Genomic DNA, 14,741 nt, shown 5'->3' with positions numbered 1-14,741 from the left:
TAAGCTCGACTCCCATGACGAGCGTTACCGACCACACCGCGGAACCCGCTGCCGAACACACCGTCGACATCCACACCACCGCGGGCAAGCTGGCCGAGCTGCACAAGCGCCGGGAAGAGTCGCTGCACCCGGTGGGCGAAGAGGCCGTCGAGAAGGTGCACGCCAAGGGCAAACTGACCGCCCGCGAGCGCATTCTCGCCCTGCTCGACGAGGACTCGTTCGTGGAGCTCGACGCGCTGGCGCGGCACCGCAGCAAGAACTTCGGCCTGGAGAACAACCGGCCGCTGGGTGACGGCGTGATCACCGGCTACGGCACCATCGACGGCCGCGACGTGTGCATCTTCAGCCAGGACGCCACGGTGTTCGGCGGCAGCCTCGGCGAGGTGTACGGCGAGAAGATCGTCAAGATTCAGGACCTGGCGATCAAGACCGGGCGCCCGCTGATCGGCATCAACGACGGCGCCGGCGCGCGCATCCAGGAAGGCGTGGTCTCGCTCGGCCTCTACAGCCGCATCTTCCGCAACAACATCCTGGCCTCCGGCGTCATCCCGCAGATCTCGCTGATCATGGGCGCCGCCGCGGGTGGGCACGTGTACTCTCCCGCGCTGACCGACTTCGTGGTGATGGTCGACCAGACCAGCCAGATGTTCATCACCGGGCCCGACGTCATCAAGACCGTCACCGGCGAGGACGTCACCATGGAGGAGCTCGGCGGCGCACACACCCACATGGCCAAGTCGGGCACCCTGCACTACGTCGCCTCCGGCGAGCAGGACGCCTTCGACTGGGTTCGCGACCTGCTGGGCTACCTGCCGCCCAACAACGCCACCGACGCGCCCCGCTACGCCGAACCGCATCCCCCGGGCGCCATCGAGGACAACCTCACCGAGGAGGACCTCGAGCTGGACACGCTGATCCCGGACTCGCCCAACCAGCCCTATGACATGCACGAGGTGATCACCCGCATCCTCGACGACGACGAGTTCCTGGAAATCCAGGGCGGTTACGCGCAGAACATCGTCGTCGGGTTCGGCCGCGTCGAAGGCCGGCCGGTGGGGATCGTGGCCAACCAGCCCACCCAGTTCGCCGGCTGCCTGGACATCAACGCCTCGGAGAAGGCGGCCCGGTTCGTGCGAACCTGCGACTGCTTCAACATCCCGATCATCATGTTGGTGGACGTTCCGGGCTTCCTGCCGGGCACCGGCCAGGAGTACAACGGCATCATCCGCCGCGGCGCCAAGCTGCTGTTCGCCTACGGCGAGGCCACCGTCCCCAAGATCACCGTCATCACCCGCAAGGCCTACGGCGGCGCCTACTGCGTGATGGGTTCCAAGGACATGGGCTGCGACGTCAACCTGGCATGGCCGTCGGCGCAGATCGCCGTGATGGGCGCCTCGGGTGCGGTCGGGTTCGTCTACCGCAAGCAGCTGAGCGAGGCGGCCAAGGAGGGCCGCGACGTCGACGCGCTGCGCTTGCAGCTGCAGCAGGAGTATGAGGACACTCTGGTCAACCCGTACGTCGCCGCCGAGCGGGGCTACGTCGACGCGGTGATCCCGCCGTCGCACACCCGCGGCTACATCGCCACCGCGCTGCGCCTGCTGGAACGCAAGATTTCCCACCTGCCCCCCAAGAAGCACGGGAACATTCCGCTATGACCCAGCCGCACGAGCCGCACATCCAGATCCTCAAGGGCGAGCCCACCGTCGAGGAGGTGGCGGCCCTGGTCGCGGTGCTCGGTTGCGCCGGCGACGCGCCGGCGCCCGAACAGTCCGAGCGGACCCGGTGGGGTCTGCCGGTCGACCGGCTGCGGTTCGCGATGACCAACTATCAGCGGCTCACGTTCCAGCAGATGACCCACATGCGGCATTGACCCGCCTGGTGCTGGCCTCGGCCTCGACCGGCCGGCTCAAGGTGCTGCGCCAGGCCGGTGTCGATCCGCTGGTCGTGGTCTCCGGCGTCGACGAGGACGCCGTCGCAGCGGCGCTGAGCCCGGACGCGTCGCCCGCCGATGTGGCGTGCGCCCTGGCCGAAGCCAAGGCGCACCAGGTGGCCGGCGAGCTGGACGACGACGTTGCGGCCGATTGCGTCGTCCTCGGCTGTGATTCGATGCTGTCGGTCGGCGACCGGCTGTGTGGCAAGCCCGGGACGGCCGAGGCCGCCGCGACCCAGTGGCGCCTGATGGCCGGACGCTCCGGCGGCCTGCACACCGGGCACTGCCTGCTGCGGATGCACGGCGGCGCCATCACCCACCGCGAGGTCGAATCCCGCTGCACCACAGTACATTTCGCTACCCCTTCGGATCCGGACCTGCGGGCCTACGTCGCACACGGGGAGCCTCGGCGGGTGGCCGGGGGCTTCACGCTGGACGGCCTGGGCGGCTGGTTCGTCGACGGCATCGACGGTGACCCGTCGAACGTGATCGGCGTCAGCCTGCCGCTGCTGCGGTCGCTGCTGGCGCGGGTCGGGCTCTCGGTGTCCACGCTGTGGGCCACCAACTGAGCCTGGCGGTAGGCTCGGCAACGTGGCATTACCCCCCGATCCAAGCCCGACATTGTCGTCCTACGCCCACCCCGAGCGACTGGTCACCGCCGACTGGCTGTCCGCCAACCAAGGCACCCCCGGTCTGGCGATCGTCGAATCCGACGAGGACGTGCTGCTCTACGACGTCGGTCATATCCCCGGCGCGGTGAAGGTCGACTGGCACACCGACCTCAACGACCCCCGGGTCCGCGACTACATCGACGGCGCGCAGTTCGCGGAGTTGATGGACCGCAAGGGCATCGCCCGCGACGACACCGTGGTGATCTACGGCGACAAGAGCAACTGGTGGGCCGCCTACGCGCTGTGGGTGTTCACGCTGTTCGGCCACCCGGACGTGCGGCTGCTCAACGGCGGGCGCGACCTGTGGCTGGCCGAACGCCGGGAGACCACGCTGGAGGTCCCCACCAGGACCTCCAGCGGCTACCCCGTCGTGACCCGCAACGACGGGCCCATCCGCGCCTTCAAGGACGAGGTGCTGGGCATTCTCGGCAGCCAGCCGCTGATCGACGTGCGCTCCCCGGACGAGTACACCGGCAAGCGCACGCACATGCCCGAGTACCCGGAGGAAGGCGTGTTGCGCGGCGGCCACATCCCCACCGCGCGGTCGATCCCGTGGGCCAAGGCCGTCGACGAGAGCGGGCGGTTCCGCAGCCGCGAGGAACTCGAGGAGCTGTACGGCTTCATCGAGCCCGACGACAAGACCGTGGTGTACTGCCGCATCGGCGAGCGGTCCAGCCACACCTGGTTCGTGCTGACGCATCTGCTGGGCAAGCCCGGGGTGCGCAACTACGACGGATCCTGGACCGAGTGGGGCAACACGGTGCGCACGCCGATCGTGGCGGGCGAAGAGCCGGGGCAGGTGCCGAGCCCCGCTCGGGTTTGATGACACCGCGATGAGCATGCCCGCTCCCCTGGCCGAGGTGGTGTCCGACTTCGCCGAAGTCGAGGGCCAGGACAAGCTGGCGCTACTGCTGGAATTCGCCAACGAACTTCCGGCGCTGCCGCCCGATTTGCAAGAGGCGGCCATGGAGCCGGTGCCCGAGTGCCAGACGCCGCTGTTCTTGCATGTCGACGCCAGCGACCCCGACCGGGTGCGGCTGCACTTCAGCGCGCCGGCCGAGTCGCCCACCACGCGCGGGTTCGCGTCGATTCTGGCCACCGGCCTGGACGAGCAGCCCGCCGCCACCATCTTGGCGGTGCCCGAGGATTTTTACGCCGACCTCGGGCTGGCCGCTCTGATCAGCCCGCTACGGTTGCGCGGCTTGTCGGCGATGCTGGCCCGGATCAAGCGCAAGGTGCGCGAGTCATCCTGAACGAGGACCGCCTCGTCGGGCCCGACGGCGCGGTGCTTAGACTTCCCAAGAACTCGTTGTAAGAAATTTTCTTAGAGACGCCCGCAGAAATACGTCTGCGGTTACGCCAACCAGGAGGCGCTGTGGCTAATCACGCCAGCTCGAGGATCTCCAAAGTGCTCGTCGCCAACCGCGGCGAGATCGCTGTCCGGGTGATCCGCGCGGCCCGCGATGCGGGCCTGTCCAGCGTGGCGGTGTATGCCGAGCCCGACGCCGACGCGCCGCACGTGCGGCTGGCCGACGAGGCGTTCGCGTTGGGTGGTCAGACGTCGGCCGAGTCCTACCTGGACTTCGCCAAAATCCTTGACGCGGCCGCCAAGTCGGGCGCCAACGCCATCCACCCCGGCTACGGGTTCCTCTCGGAGAACGCCGATTTCGCCCAGGCGGTGCTGGACGCGAACCTGATCTGGATCGGCCCCAGCCCGCAGTCCATCCGCGACCTCGGTGACAAGGTCACCGCCCGCCACATCGCCGCCCGCGCGCAGGCCCCGCTGGTGCCCGGCACCCCCGACCCGGTCAAGGACGCCGACGAGGTGGTGGCGTTCGCCAAGGAGTACGGCGTGCCGATCGCCATCAAGGCGGCGTTCGGCGGCGGCGGCAGGGGCATGAAGGTGGCCCGCACCATCGAGGAGATCCCCGAGCTGTTCGAGTCGGCCACCCGCGAGGCCGTCGCCGCCTTCGGTCGCGGCGAGTGCTTCGTCGAGCGCTACCTGGACAAGCCGCGCCACGTCGAGGCGCAGGTGATCGCGGACCAGCACGGCAACGTCGTCGTCGCCGGCACCCGGGACTGCTCGCTGCAGCGCCGGTTCCAGAAGCTGGTGGAGGAGGCTCCCGCGCCGTTCCTGACCGACGCGCAGCGCAAGGAGATCCACGAGTCGGCCAAGCGGATCTGCAAGGAGGCGCACTACTACGGCGCCGGCACGGTCGAGTACCTGGTCGGCCAGGACGGTTTGATCTCCTTCCTCGAGGTCAACACCCGCCTGCAGGTCGAGCACCCGGTCACCGAGGAGACCGCCGGCATCGACCTGGTGCTGCAGCAGTTCAAGATCGCCAACGGCGAGAAGCTGGACCTCACCGAGGACCCGGCGCCGCGCGGCCACGCCATCGAGTTCCGGATCAACGGCGAGGACGCCGGCCGCGGCTTCCTGCCCGCGCCCGGTCCGGTCACCCGCTACGACATCCCCACCGGGCCCGGCGTCCGGCTGGACTCCGGTGTCGAGGCCGGTTCGGTCATCGGCGGCCAGTTCGACTCGATGCTGTCCAAGCTGATCGTGTACGGCGCCACCCGCGGGGAAGCGCTGGCGCGGGCCCGCCGGGCGCTCGACGAATTCCACGTCGAGGGCCTGGCCACGGTCATCCCGTTCCACCGCGCCGTGGTCAGTGACCCGGCGTTCATCGGTGACGGCGAGGGCTTCTCGGTGCACACCCGCTGGATCGAGACCGAGTGGAACAACACCATAGAACCGTTCACCGGCGGCGAGCCCCTGGACGAAGAGGACGCCCGGCCGCGCCAGAGGGTGGTCGTGGAGGTCGGCGGCCGCCGGCTCGAGGTGTCGCTGCCCGGCGACCTGGCGCTGTCGGGCGGCGGCCCCGCCGATCCGGCCGGTGTCATCCGCAAGAAGCCCAAGCCGCGCAAGCGCGGGGCACACGCGGGTGCGGCCGCCTCCGGCGACGCGGTGACCGCCCCCATGCAGGGCACCGTGGTCAAGGTCGCGGTCGAGGAGGGCCAGGAGGTTGCCGCCGGCGACCTGGTGGTGGTGCTCGAGGCGATGAAGATGGAGAACCCGGTCACCGCCCACAAGGACGGAGTCATCACCGGGCTCGCCGTCGAGGCCGGCGCCGCCATCACCCAGGGCACCGTGCTCGCCGAGATCAAGTAGCGGTTGCCTGAGAGTTTTCCCAGACAGCGTTGTCGGCCCCCGCGATCGCGAGTAGGGTCACGGACAAGGTTGAGTTCACAGCCGCCCGGGATACGTCCACGACGTGGGGGTAGGCGGAATTCCCTCCTCTTTAAGCTTTTTGCACGGCTGACGTATCCATAGCACGAATCCCTCGAGGGATGGAGTCAGCGATGTCTGTGGCCCAATCTTGGCAACAAAGTCGCACAGCACAATTCACCGCCCGCTGGGGCCCGACGGGCACCCTCATCACGGTCGACGGTGAGCTCGACGCGGCCAACGCCGACCAACTCGTCGCCTACGTGCGGCAAAGCACCAATCGTTCGCGGCGGCGGGTGATACTTGACCTGCGCGGCCTGAATTTCATTGGCACGGCGGGCTTTTCAGCCCTGCACCGGATCAACGTGGCGTGCTCGGAAGCCCAGGTGTCCTGGGCCATGGCGCCCAGCCCCGCGGTGGCGAGGTTGTTGCGGATCTGCGACCCGGATGCCACGCTGCCGGTGACGGCGCCGCGGGCCGAGCCGCTGCTGGAACCGCTGCGGGTTGATGACGACGAAGAGCCCCGGCCGCTACTGCAACTGGTCCCGGAGCCGCGTTAACGACTTCGCCAGCAGTCGCGACACGTGCATCTGGGAGATGCCGACCCGCTCGGCGATCTGGGTCTGTGTCATCGACTCGAAGAATCGCAGGATCAACACCGTTCGTTCCCGCTCGGGCAGCGCCTCGAGCAGGGGGCGTAGCGATTCCTGGTCCTCGATGCGGTCCAGTCCGGTGTCGACGTCACCCAGGGTGTCCGCGATGGCGCGGGCTTCCTCTTCCTCACTCCCGCCGCCGCTGTCGATGGACAACGTGTTGTAGGAGCTCCCGGCCACCAGGCCCTCGACCACCTCTTCACGGTCCATCTCGAGCTCGGCGGCGAGTTCGGTCGCCGTCGGCGCCCGGCCGAGCCGCTGCGACAGGTCGGCGGTCGCGGTGCCCAGTCGCAGGTGCAGTTCTTTGAGCCGCCGCGGAACCTTGACCGACCAGCTGTTGTCGCGGAAGTGGCGGCGAACCTCGCCCATGATGGTCGGCACCGCGAAGGACACGAAGTCCGAGCCGGTGTCGACGTCGAAGCGGACCACGGCGTTGACCAGTCCGACGCGCGCCACCTGCACCAGGTCGTCGCGCGGTTCGCCGCGGCCCTCGAAGCGACGCGCGATGTGGTCGGCCAGCGGCAGGCAGCGCTCGACGATCTTGTCCCGTTGACGTTGAAATTCCAGGGAGTTGGGCGTGACATCGGCCAACTCACGGAACATGTCCGGAACATCGGCGTATTCGTTCGGACGCGAAACCGAACCGCCCGCAGCTCGCGCTGTCACCTGGTGGAGGCCGCCCGTCGCGCCGTCAGCGTGATGCCGAACACGCTGCCGGTTTCATTCGGTTGGCGACCGTCATAAAAGGTCTGGACGTCGTCAGCCAGCGACGTCAGCACGTGCCAACTGAAGCTGCCGGGCGCCACCACGTCATGGGTGTCGCATGCCGCGGAAGCCTCCACCACCAATTGGTCGTCTTGCGGGTCGACCACCACGATCAGGGTCGCGTCGGGAGTGGCCGAACGAATCAACCGGGTGCACACTTCGTCGACCGCGAGCCGCAAGTCCGCCACCGCGTCGAAATCCAGGTCCTCGAACGTGCCGATGGCACCGACCAGGGTGCGCAGCATCGCGAGGTTCTCCAGTCGCGCGGCAACGTGCAGTTCGACGGCGCGGTGGCCGCGCGGACGCTTGTTAGCGTGCAATCCAGCATCGTTCATATGGTCTCCCGGCAATGTTCGACTGACACTACTACTGCTTCGCAGAGCGCCCTGGACCTCGCGTTCGAGCCGGTTAGTCATGATCGCCGCCGGGTATTCGGCCCGATGTGGATGGGCCTGGCACGACCGACACAGACGCGACGCGCCGGTATAGGCGCGTCGCATTGATCGCCGGAATCACGCTGGTCGTCTTGATCCTCGTCGCAGTAGGTGTTTATGTCGGTGTGTTCGTGATTTTGTCCCCCATGATGGGGTGACCACGCAAACGCAACCGTTCCGGCACTCATCATGGTGCAGACTTGATACCCACTAGTCCCCGCCCGTAATCCCGCAATTGGCTTTCTTGCGCCATTTCACACGGCACGGTGCCGGGGCAGGTCACCGCCGGAAATGCCGTCACACGCGACCGAGTATCGTGCCGGCGTTAGCTGGCCGGCCACTGCCGGTGCACCTCGGGATGTTCGGTGTACCAGCGATCGGCGATCCGGCGAATCCTGCGGTGCTCCACCGCCAGCCAGGCCAGCCCCAGCACCGCGGCGATGACCGCGACGATCCCCGCGGTCATGCCCTCATGGTGGTGGCCGCTGCCGAAGGCCGCGAGACTGCCGCAAGCCCCGATCACGCCCCCGACGACTAAGAGGTACCCGGGCCAGTGCAGGACGTCGATCAGCGACTCGCCGGCGAGCGGCCGCGTGGTCCTCAGATGGTCGACGGGATCGTGATAGGTGTCTCCCATAGCTGCTCCTCACCGCACCATCCACGTTAGATCGCGGGAGAACAAAGCTAAAGAGCCAGCACCGGCCCCGCGATCGGAGCGACACCCATGGCGACCATGAGCGCCATCTCGGTCAGCAAAAACCAGCCCGCGCCGTGCCAGCCCCACCAGGTTCCCTCGGCCTTCCATACCCGATAGGTGCGCACGAACGCCCAGATTCCGCCCGCCAGGGCGATCAGCGGGCCGCCGAAGGCCAACAGGGTGCGCTGCGGCGGACCGCACGCCACGGTGTCCACATTCACTCCCGGGCAGGTACTCACCCACACCGCCGCGATCAACAGGAAGCCGACGGCAGCGAGCGTGGCCAGCACGGTGAACCGGACGGCGGCCAGCACCTCGCCGTCCTCCTGCCCCAGGCGATCACCACCGGATCGCGCATCCGCTTTCTGCATCGTTGTCACCTCCCCTTCGGGCTCCACGCTTAACTTTTATCGTCCGCCGCGTCGCATTGGTTACGCGCTAGCTTGTGGACGGCAATCCCGCGCTCATAGCGACGGGATGCGCACGGGGTCAAATACCCCGCGGCAAACCGGGGTAAACCGGCTCGGCGCGAGGTCAAGGGCCTACGGCAGCGCCCGCAGCGCGCCGCGGATGGCGCGGATCGCGGCGTCGATCTCCGCGCGTGACACGGTCAGCGCCGGGCGGAACCGGACACCGTCGTCACCCGAGGGCAGCACGATCACCGCCCGCCGCCACAGCAGGCGGAGCAGCTCGTCGCGGTCAGCGGCGCTCGGCAGGCTGAACGCACACATCAGGCCGCGCCCGCGGGGGTCGAGCACCAGGCCGGGGAACTCGCCGGCGAGCTCGTCGAGGCACTCGCGCAGGTGGGCGCCCTGCTCGGCGGCGTGGTCGAACAAGTCGTCGGCCTCGATCACCTCCAGGATGCGGCGGGCGCGCACCATGTCGGCCAGGTTGCCGCCCCACGTCGAGTTCAGCCGCGAGGAGACCGCGAAGACGTTGTCGGTGACCTCGTCGACGCGGCGGCCCGCCATGATGCCGCACACCTGGGTCTTCTTGCCGAACGCCACCACATCGGGCTGAACGCCCAATTGCTGGTAGGCCCAAGGCGTTCCGGTCAGGCCGCAGCCGGTCTGCACCTCGTCGAAGATCAGCAGGGCGTCGTGCTCGTCGCACAGCTCGCGCATCGCCGCGAAGAACTCGGGCCGGAAGTGACGGTCGCCGCCCTCGCCCTGGATGGGCTCGGCCACGAAGCAGGCGATGTCGTGCGGGTGCGATCGGAAGGCCGCGCGGGCCTGGCGCAGCGACTCGGCTTCGGCCGCCGCCATGGCCGGCGCGTCCAGGCCGGGCCGGATGAACGGGGCATCGATGCGCGGCCAGTCGAACGTGGGGAAGCGGTCCACTGTGACCGGGTTGGTGTTGGTCAGCGACAGCGTGTATCCGCTGCGGCCGTGAAACGCCCCGCGCAGGTGCAGCACCCGGGTCCCCAGCCCCGGATCGATCCCGCGCGCTTCGTTGAACCGGCTCTTCCAGTCGAACGCCACCTTGAGCGCGTTCTCCACCGCGAGCGCGCCGCCGTCGACGAAGAACAGGTGCGGCAGGGCCGGGTCGCCCAACACCCGGGCGAAGGTCTGCACGAAGCGGGCCATCGCGACCGAGTACACGTCGGAGTTGCTGGGCTTGTTCAGCGCGGCCCGGGTCAGCTCCACGCGAAACTGCTCGTCGTTCACGAGCGCGGGGTGGTTCATGCCCAGCGCCGACGAGGCGAAGAAGGTGAACATGTCCAGGTAGCGCCGCCCGTCGCGGGCGTCATACAGGTAAGAGCCGGCGGAGCGGGCCAGGTCGAGCACGAAGTCGAAGCCGTCGACAAGGATGCTGCGCGCCAGCACCTCGTGCACCCGCGCCGGCCCGATGCGCCGACCGGTGCAGCGGTCCATGGTCGCGGTCATGCCGCTCATGGTAGCCGACTTTTACGGAATCATAAGGCAAATACCGTATATTTTATGGTATTCGTTGCCTATCTGTGTAAAAAGTATTCAATATGATGGTGCTTCGCGTCCTGACGTTCGCGGTGGTCCGGATCCGCTGCAGCAGATCTTCCAGCGCCCGGGCGGACTCGACGCGCACCAGCAGGACGTAGCTCTCCTCACCGGCCACCGAGTGACACGATTCGATCTCCTCGATGTGCTCGAGGCGGGCGGGCGCATCATCGGGTTGAGAGGGATCCAAGGGAGTGATGGCCACGAACGCCGACAGCAGGTGCCCGACCGCCTCCGGGTCGATGCGCGCCGAGTATCCCGAGATGACGCCGCGCGCCTCGAGCCTGCGCACCCGCGACTGCACCGCCGAGACCGACAGCCGGGCGCTGGCGGCCAGCTCCGCCAGCGTCGCGCGGCCGTCGGCGACCAGCTCGCGCACCAGGATCCGGTCGACCTCGTCGAGCGTCTCACTCATGGCCGGAGACTATCGCAGGAACGGGCCGCCGTGACCCGCACGAACTGGCTGGACGCCTGGCAGCTTCGGGAGCGGTTCGCCGCGGGGTTGTCGGCGATGTACGCCGCCGAGGTGCCGGCATATGGCACCCTGGTCGAGGTCAGCGAGCAGGTCAACGCCGATTACGCGGCGGGCCATGCCGACGCCGAGCGTTTCGGCTCGCTGCGGCGGGTCACCGCCGAGCGGCACGGCGCCATCCGGGTGGGCAGTCCGGCCGAATTGGCCGCCGTCGCCGACCTTTTCGCCGCGTTCGGCATGCTGCCGGTCGGCTACTACGACCTGCGTCGCGCCGCGTCACCCGTCCCGGTGGTGTCGACCGCGTTTCGGCCCATCGATCCAGAAGAGTTGTCGCGCAACCCCTTCCGGGTGTTCACCTCCATGCTGGCCACCCGCGACCCGCGCTACTTCGACGGCGACCTGCGCCGCCGCATCGAAACCTTCGTGGCCCGGCGCCAACTGTTCGACCCCGCGCTGCTGGCCCGGGCGCGGGTCATCGCCGCCGCGGGCGGCTGCGACGCCGACCAAGCGCCGGGGTTCGTCGCGGCGGCGGTGGCGGCGTTCGCGCTGTCCGGTGAGCCGATCGAGCGGTCCTGGTACGACGAACTGTCGCGGATCTCGGGTGTGGCCGCCGACATCGCCGGCGTCGGCAGCACCCACATCAACCACCTGACGCCGCGGGTGCTCGACATCGACGAGCTGCACCGGCGGATGACGCAGCGCGGCATCACCATGATCGACGCCATCCAGGGCCCGCCGCGCACCGACGGCCCGGCGGTGCTGTTGCGTCAGACGTCATTTCGCGCCCTGGCCGAACCCCGCCGCTTCCGCGACGACGGCCGCATCACCGAGGGGACGCTGCGAGTGCGCTTCGGCGAAGTGGAGGCGCGCGGTGTCGCGCTGACGCCGGAGGGGCGGCGACGCTACGACGCCGCGATGGGCGCCGCGGACCCGGCCGCGGTGTGGGCGCAGCACTTCGGCGGCACCGATGCGGAGATGGCCGCCGACGGGCTGGCCTATTACCGCGGCGGTGACCCGTCGGCGCCGATCGTCTACGAGGACTTCCTGCCCGCGTCGGCGGCGGGCATCTTCCGGTCGAACCTGGATGCCGACGCCGGCCTCGAAAACGCTGATGGCCCCGACGATTCCGGTTACGACGCCCCGTGGCTGGCGGGGGCCATGGGCCGCGAGATCTACGATCCGTACACCCTTTATGAGGCGCTCTGCCAGGAGGTCTCCGGATGAATCTCCCGACCGCTGACGAGTTGCGCGCCCGGGCGCGTGATGCCCTGCGTGCGATGGGCGCCGAGGTCGCACTCGGCGAGCCGGACGGCCACGGGATGCCGGCCAGCACACCGATCACCGGCGAGGTGCTGTTCACCGTCGCGCCCACCACGCCCGAGCAGGCCGAGCACGCGATCAGCGAAGCCGCTCAAGCGTTTTCGGCGTGGCGCGACACGCCGGCGCCGGTGCGCGGCGCGCTGGTGGCTCGGCTCGGCGAGCTGCTGACCGCGCACCGCGGCGAGCTGGCCACCCTGGTGACCCTCGAGGTCGGCAAGATCGCCTCCGAGGCGGCCGGCGAGGTGCAGGAGATGATCGACATCTGCCAGTTCGCGGTGGGGCTGTCGCGCCAGCTCTACGGTCGCACCATCACCTCGGAACGCCCCGGCCACCGGCTGCTGGAGACCTGGCACCCGCTCGGTGTCGTGGGGGTGATCACCGCGTTCAACTTCCCGGTCGCCGTCTGGGCCTGGAACGCCGCGCTGGCCCTGGTGTGCGGCGACCCGGTGGTGTGGAAGCCCTCGGAGCTGACACCGTTGACGGCGCTGGCCACCCAGTCATTGATCGACCGGGCCGCGGCAGACGTCGGGGCCCCGCCCGCGGTGAGCTCGCTGGTGCTGGGCGATCGCGACCTCGGGGAGCTGCTGGTGGACGACCCGCACATCGCGCTGGTGTCGGCGACCGGTTCGGTCGGGATGGGCCGGGCCGTCGGTCCCCGCGTCGCAGCACGGTTCGGCAGGGTGCTGCTGGAGTTGGGCGGCAACAACGCCGCCATCGTGACGCCGTCGGCCGACCTGAACCTCGCGGTGCGGGCGGTGGTGTTCGCGGCCGCCGGCACCGCCGGGCAGCGCTGCACCACCCTGCGCCGGCTGATCGTGCACCGCTCGGTGGCCGACGAGGTGGTTGCGCGCGTCGCGTCGGCCTTCGGGCAGCTGCGGATCGGCGACCCGTCGGCGCCGGACACGTTGGTCGGACCGCTGATCCACGAGACCGCCTACCGCGACATGGTGGGGGCGCTGGAACAGGCCCGCGCCGACGGCGGCGAGGTCATCGGGGGCGAGCGCACCCATCCCGAGGTTCCCCAACACCCGGGTTCCTACTACGTCGCGCCGGCGCTGGTGCGGATGCCCGCGCAGACCGCGGTCGTGGCGACCGAGACGTTCGCGCCCATCCTCTACGTGCTGACCTACGACGAGCTCGATGACGCGATCGCCCTCAACAATGGGGTGCCGCAGGGGCTTTCGTCGGCCATCTTCACCACCGACCTGCGTGAGGCCGAGCGCTTCCTGGCCGAATCCGACTGCGGGATCGCCAATGTCAACATCGGCACGTCCGGCGCGGAGATCGGCGGCGCGTTCGGCGGAGAGAAGGAAACCGGCGGCGGACGCGAATCCGGCACCGACTCGTGGAAGGCCTACATGCGTCGAAGTACCAACACCGTCAATTATTCCGGCGAGCTACCGCTGGCCCAGGGCGTGCAGTTCGGATGAATCCACAGTGGTGAATCCATAGTGGTCGGCGTCTCACGTCGTATGAGTACTATCTGACACATGCCGACAGCCCGCAGGCGCTTATCCCCCGAGGATCGACGCGCTGAGCTGCTCGCTTTAGGGGCGGAGGTCTTCGGGAAGCGGCCCTACGACGAGGTCCGCATCGATGAAATCGCGGAACGCGCCGGGGTGTCGCGGGCCCTGATGTACCACTACTTCCCCGACAAACGGGCATTTTTCGCGGCGGTGGTCAAGGACGAGGCCGACCGCTTGTATGAGAACACCAACATGGACGACGCCACCGGCCTGACCATGTACGAAGAGGTCCGGACCGGGGTGATGGCCTACATGGCCTACCACGAGCAGAACCCCGAGGCCGCGTGGGCCGCCTACGTCGGCCTGGGCCGTTCCGACCCGGTCCTGTTGGGTGTCGACGACGAGGCCAAGAACCGTCAGCTCGAGCACATCATGAGCCGGATCAGCGACCTCGTGGCCAAGACCCCCGCGGGGAAGCTGGAACCCGACGTCGAGCGGGACCTCCGGGTGATCTGCCACGGCTGGTTGGCGTTCACCTTCGAGCTGTGCCGGCAACGCATCATCGACCCCACCACCAGTGCCGATCGCCTGGCCGACGCCTGCGCGCACTCTTTGTTCGACGCCATCGCCCGGGTCCCCGAGATCCCCGAGGAACTGTCCCACGCGATGGCGACCGCTCGTATCGAGCCGCGCTAGCGTCCCGTGTCGGTGCCCGTTGGCACCATGGACAGGTGAGCACTCGCGTCGATTCCGCACCGGTTGGCCGTCCCGATCCGTTGGGCCGGTTCAGCGCGATCACCCGCGAGTGGTTCACCAGCACCTTTGACGCACCCACCACCGCGCAGGCCGACGCCTGGAACGCCATCGCCGACGGCCACAACACCCTGGTGATCGCCCCCACCGGGTCGGGCAAGACGCTGGCGGCGTTCCTGTGGGCGCTGGACAGCCTCGCCGGCTCGGCCGAGCGTCCGCCCGGCACCCGGGTGCTCTACGTCTCCCCGCTCAAGGCGCTGGCCGTCGACGTCGAGCGTAACCTGCGCACTCCCCTGGCCGGGCTCACCCGCATCGCCGCACACCGCGGGGTGCCCGCCCCCGACATCAGCGTGGGGGTCCGGTCCGGCGACACCC

At 68.9% G+C, this 14,741-nt stretch carries 17 protein-coding genes; 11 read left to right on the top strand and 6 right to left on the bottom strand.

The genetic code is table 11. From position 1 onward, the window contains the following. The first annotated feature begins 14 nt into the window (after positions 1-14). The 7 genes from BST14_RS12530 to BST14_RS12500 all read left to right on the top strand — a co-directional run bounded on the left by BST14_RS12530 (position 15) and on the right by BST14_RS12500 (position 6,390). Complete coding sequence (locus tag BST14_RS12530) at positions 15-1,655, top strand: acyl-CoA carboxylase subunit beta (protein WP_083064774.1); 1,641 nt, start codon at positions 15-17, stop codon at positions 1,653-1,655. Next, positions 1,652-1,870, top strand: coding sequence for an acyl-CoA carboxylase subunit epsilon (locus BST14_RS12525; RefSeq protein ID WP_083064773.1), 219 nt, complete (start codon positions 1,652-1,654; stop codon positions 1,868-1,870). The genes BST14_RS12530 and BST14_RS12525 overlap by 4 nt, the downstream gene beginning before the upstream one ends. Then, positions 1,867-2,499 (top strand): Maf family protein, encoded by a 633-nt coding sequence (locus BST14_RS12520; RefSeq protein ID WP_083064772.1) that lies wholly within the window; start codon positions 1,867-1,869, stop codon positions 2,497-2,499. The genes BST14_RS12525 and BST14_RS12520 overlap by 4 nt, the downstream gene beginning before the upstream one ends. A gap of 22 nt (positions 2,500-2,521) precedes the next feature. Continuing rightward, positions 2,522-3,424, top strand: a complete 903-nt coding sequence (locus BST14_RS12515) for a sulfurtransferase (RefSeq protein WP_083064771.1) — start codon at positions 2,522-2,524, stop codon at positions 3,422-3,424. 10 nt (positions 3,425-3,434) lie between these two features. Continuing rightward, positions 3,435-3,854 carry a SufE family protein gene (locus tag BST14_RS12510; RefSeq protein WP_083064770.1) on the top strand — a complete coding sequence of 140 codons (420 nt, stop codon included), beginning with the start codon at positions 3,435-3,437 and terminating at the stop codon, positions 3,852-3,854. 122 nt (positions 3,855-3,976) lie between these two features. Next, positions 3,977-5,773, top strand: a complete 1,797-nt coding sequence (locus BST14_RS12505) for an acetyl/propionyl/methylcrotonyl-CoA carboxylase subunit alpha (RefSeq protein WP_083064769.1) — start codon at positions 3,977-3,979, stop codon at positions 5,771-5,773. Positions 5,774-5,952: 179 nt separating this feature from the next. Further along, complete coding sequence (locus tag BST14_RS12500; protein ID WP_083064768.1) at positions 5,953-6,390, top strand: STAS domain-containing protein; 438 nt, start codon at positions 5,953-5,955, stop codon at positions 6,388-6,390. On the opposite strand, the gene BST14_RS12495 is transcribed toward BST14_RS12500, so the two are convergent. The 6 genes from BST14_RS12495 to BST14_RS12470 all read right to left on the bottom strand — a co-directional run bounded on the left by BST14_RS12495 (position 6,361) and on the right by BST14_RS12470 (position 10,770). Continuing rightward, on the bottom strand, positions 6,361-7,149 hold the full coding sequence (locus tag BST14_RS12495) for an RNA polymerase sigma factor SigF (protein WP_083064767.1): 789 nt from the start codon (positions 7,147-7,149) through the stop codon (positions 6,361-6,363). The two genes, BST14_RS12500 and BST14_RS12495, sit on opposite strands and share 30 nt — an antisense overlap. After that, on the bottom strand, positions 7,146-7,583 hold the full coding sequence (locus BST14_RS12490) for an ATP-binding protein (protein ID WP_083064766.1): 438 nt from the start codon (positions 7,581-7,583) through the stop codon (positions 7,146-7,148). The genes BST14_RS12495 and BST14_RS12490 overlap by 4 nt, the downstream gene beginning before the upstream one ends. Before the next feature lie 424 nt (positions 7,584-8,007). Continuing rightward, positions 8,008-8,319, bottom strand: coding sequence for a protein UsfY (gene usfY / locus BST14_RS12485; protein ID WP_083064765.1), 312 nt, complete (start codon positions 8,317-8,319; stop codon positions 8,008-8,010). A 47-nt stretch (positions 8,320-8,366) separates the two neighbouring features. Beyond that, entirely contained in the window at positions 8,367-8,750 is a 384-nt protein-coding gene (locus BST14_RS12480; protein ID WP_083064813.1) for a hypothetical protein, read from the bottom strand. Between the two features lie 171 nt (positions 8,751-8,921). After that, positions 8,922-10,265 (bottom strand): L-lysine 6-transaminase, encoded by a 1,344-nt coding sequence (lat, locus tag BST14_RS12475; RefSeq protein ID WP_083064812.1) that lies wholly within the window; start codon positions 10,263-10,265, stop codon positions 8,922-8,924. Positions 10,266-10,317: 52 nt separating this feature from the next. Then, the gene (locus tag BST14_RS12470) at positions 10,318-10,770 is read right to left on the bottom strand and encodes an Lrp/AsnC family transcriptional regulator (RefSeq protein WP_066880542.1); all 453 of its coding nucleotides are present in this window, start codon (positions 10,768-10,770) and stop codon (positions 10,318-10,320) included. A gap of 30 nt (positions 10,771-10,800) precedes the next feature. Between BST14_RS12470 and hglS the strand changes: the two genes are divergently transcribed. From hglS to BST14_RS12450, 4 genes are all read left to right on the top strand, one after another. After that, the gene (gene hglS / locus BST14_RS12465; RefSeq protein ID WP_083064764.1) at positions 10,801-12,051 is read left to right on the top strand and encodes a 2-oxoadipate dioxygenase/decarboxylase; all 1,251 of its coding nucleotides are present in this window, start codon (positions 10,801-10,803) and stop codon (positions 12,049-12,051) included. Next, on the top strand, positions 12,048-13,577 hold the full coding sequence (gene amaB / locus BST14_RS12460) for an L-piperidine-6-carboxylate dehydrogenase (protein WP_083064763.1): 1,530 nt from the start codon (positions 12,048-12,050) through the stop codon (positions 13,575-13,577). Before hglS ends, amaB begins: the two co-directional genes overlap by 4 nt. Before the next feature lie 60 nt (positions 13,578-13,637). Continuing rightward, positions 13,638-14,309: a TetR/AcrR family transcriptional regulator gene (locus BST14_RS12455; protein WP_083064762.1), complete on the top strand. Its 672-nt coding sequence runs from the start codon at positions 13,638-13,640 to the stop codon at positions 14,307-14,309. A 35-nt stretch (positions 14,310-14,344) separates the two neighbouring features. Then, positions 14,345-14,741 (top strand): DEAD/DEAH box helicase (locus BST14_RS12450; protein ID WP_142279383.1); only part of this gene is annotated, 397 nt, incomplete at its 3' end.

This window comes from Mycobacterium arosiense ATCC BAA-1401 = DSM 45069 (assembly GCF_002086125.1).
In the GTDB taxonomy this organism is placed as follows: Bacteria; Actinomycetota; Actinomycetes; order Mycobacteriales; family Mycobacteriaceae; genus Mycobacterium; species Mycobacterium arosiense.
Note: the sequence above shows the minus strand (reverse complement) of the source record. Positions and strands in the feature narration are given on the sequence as shown.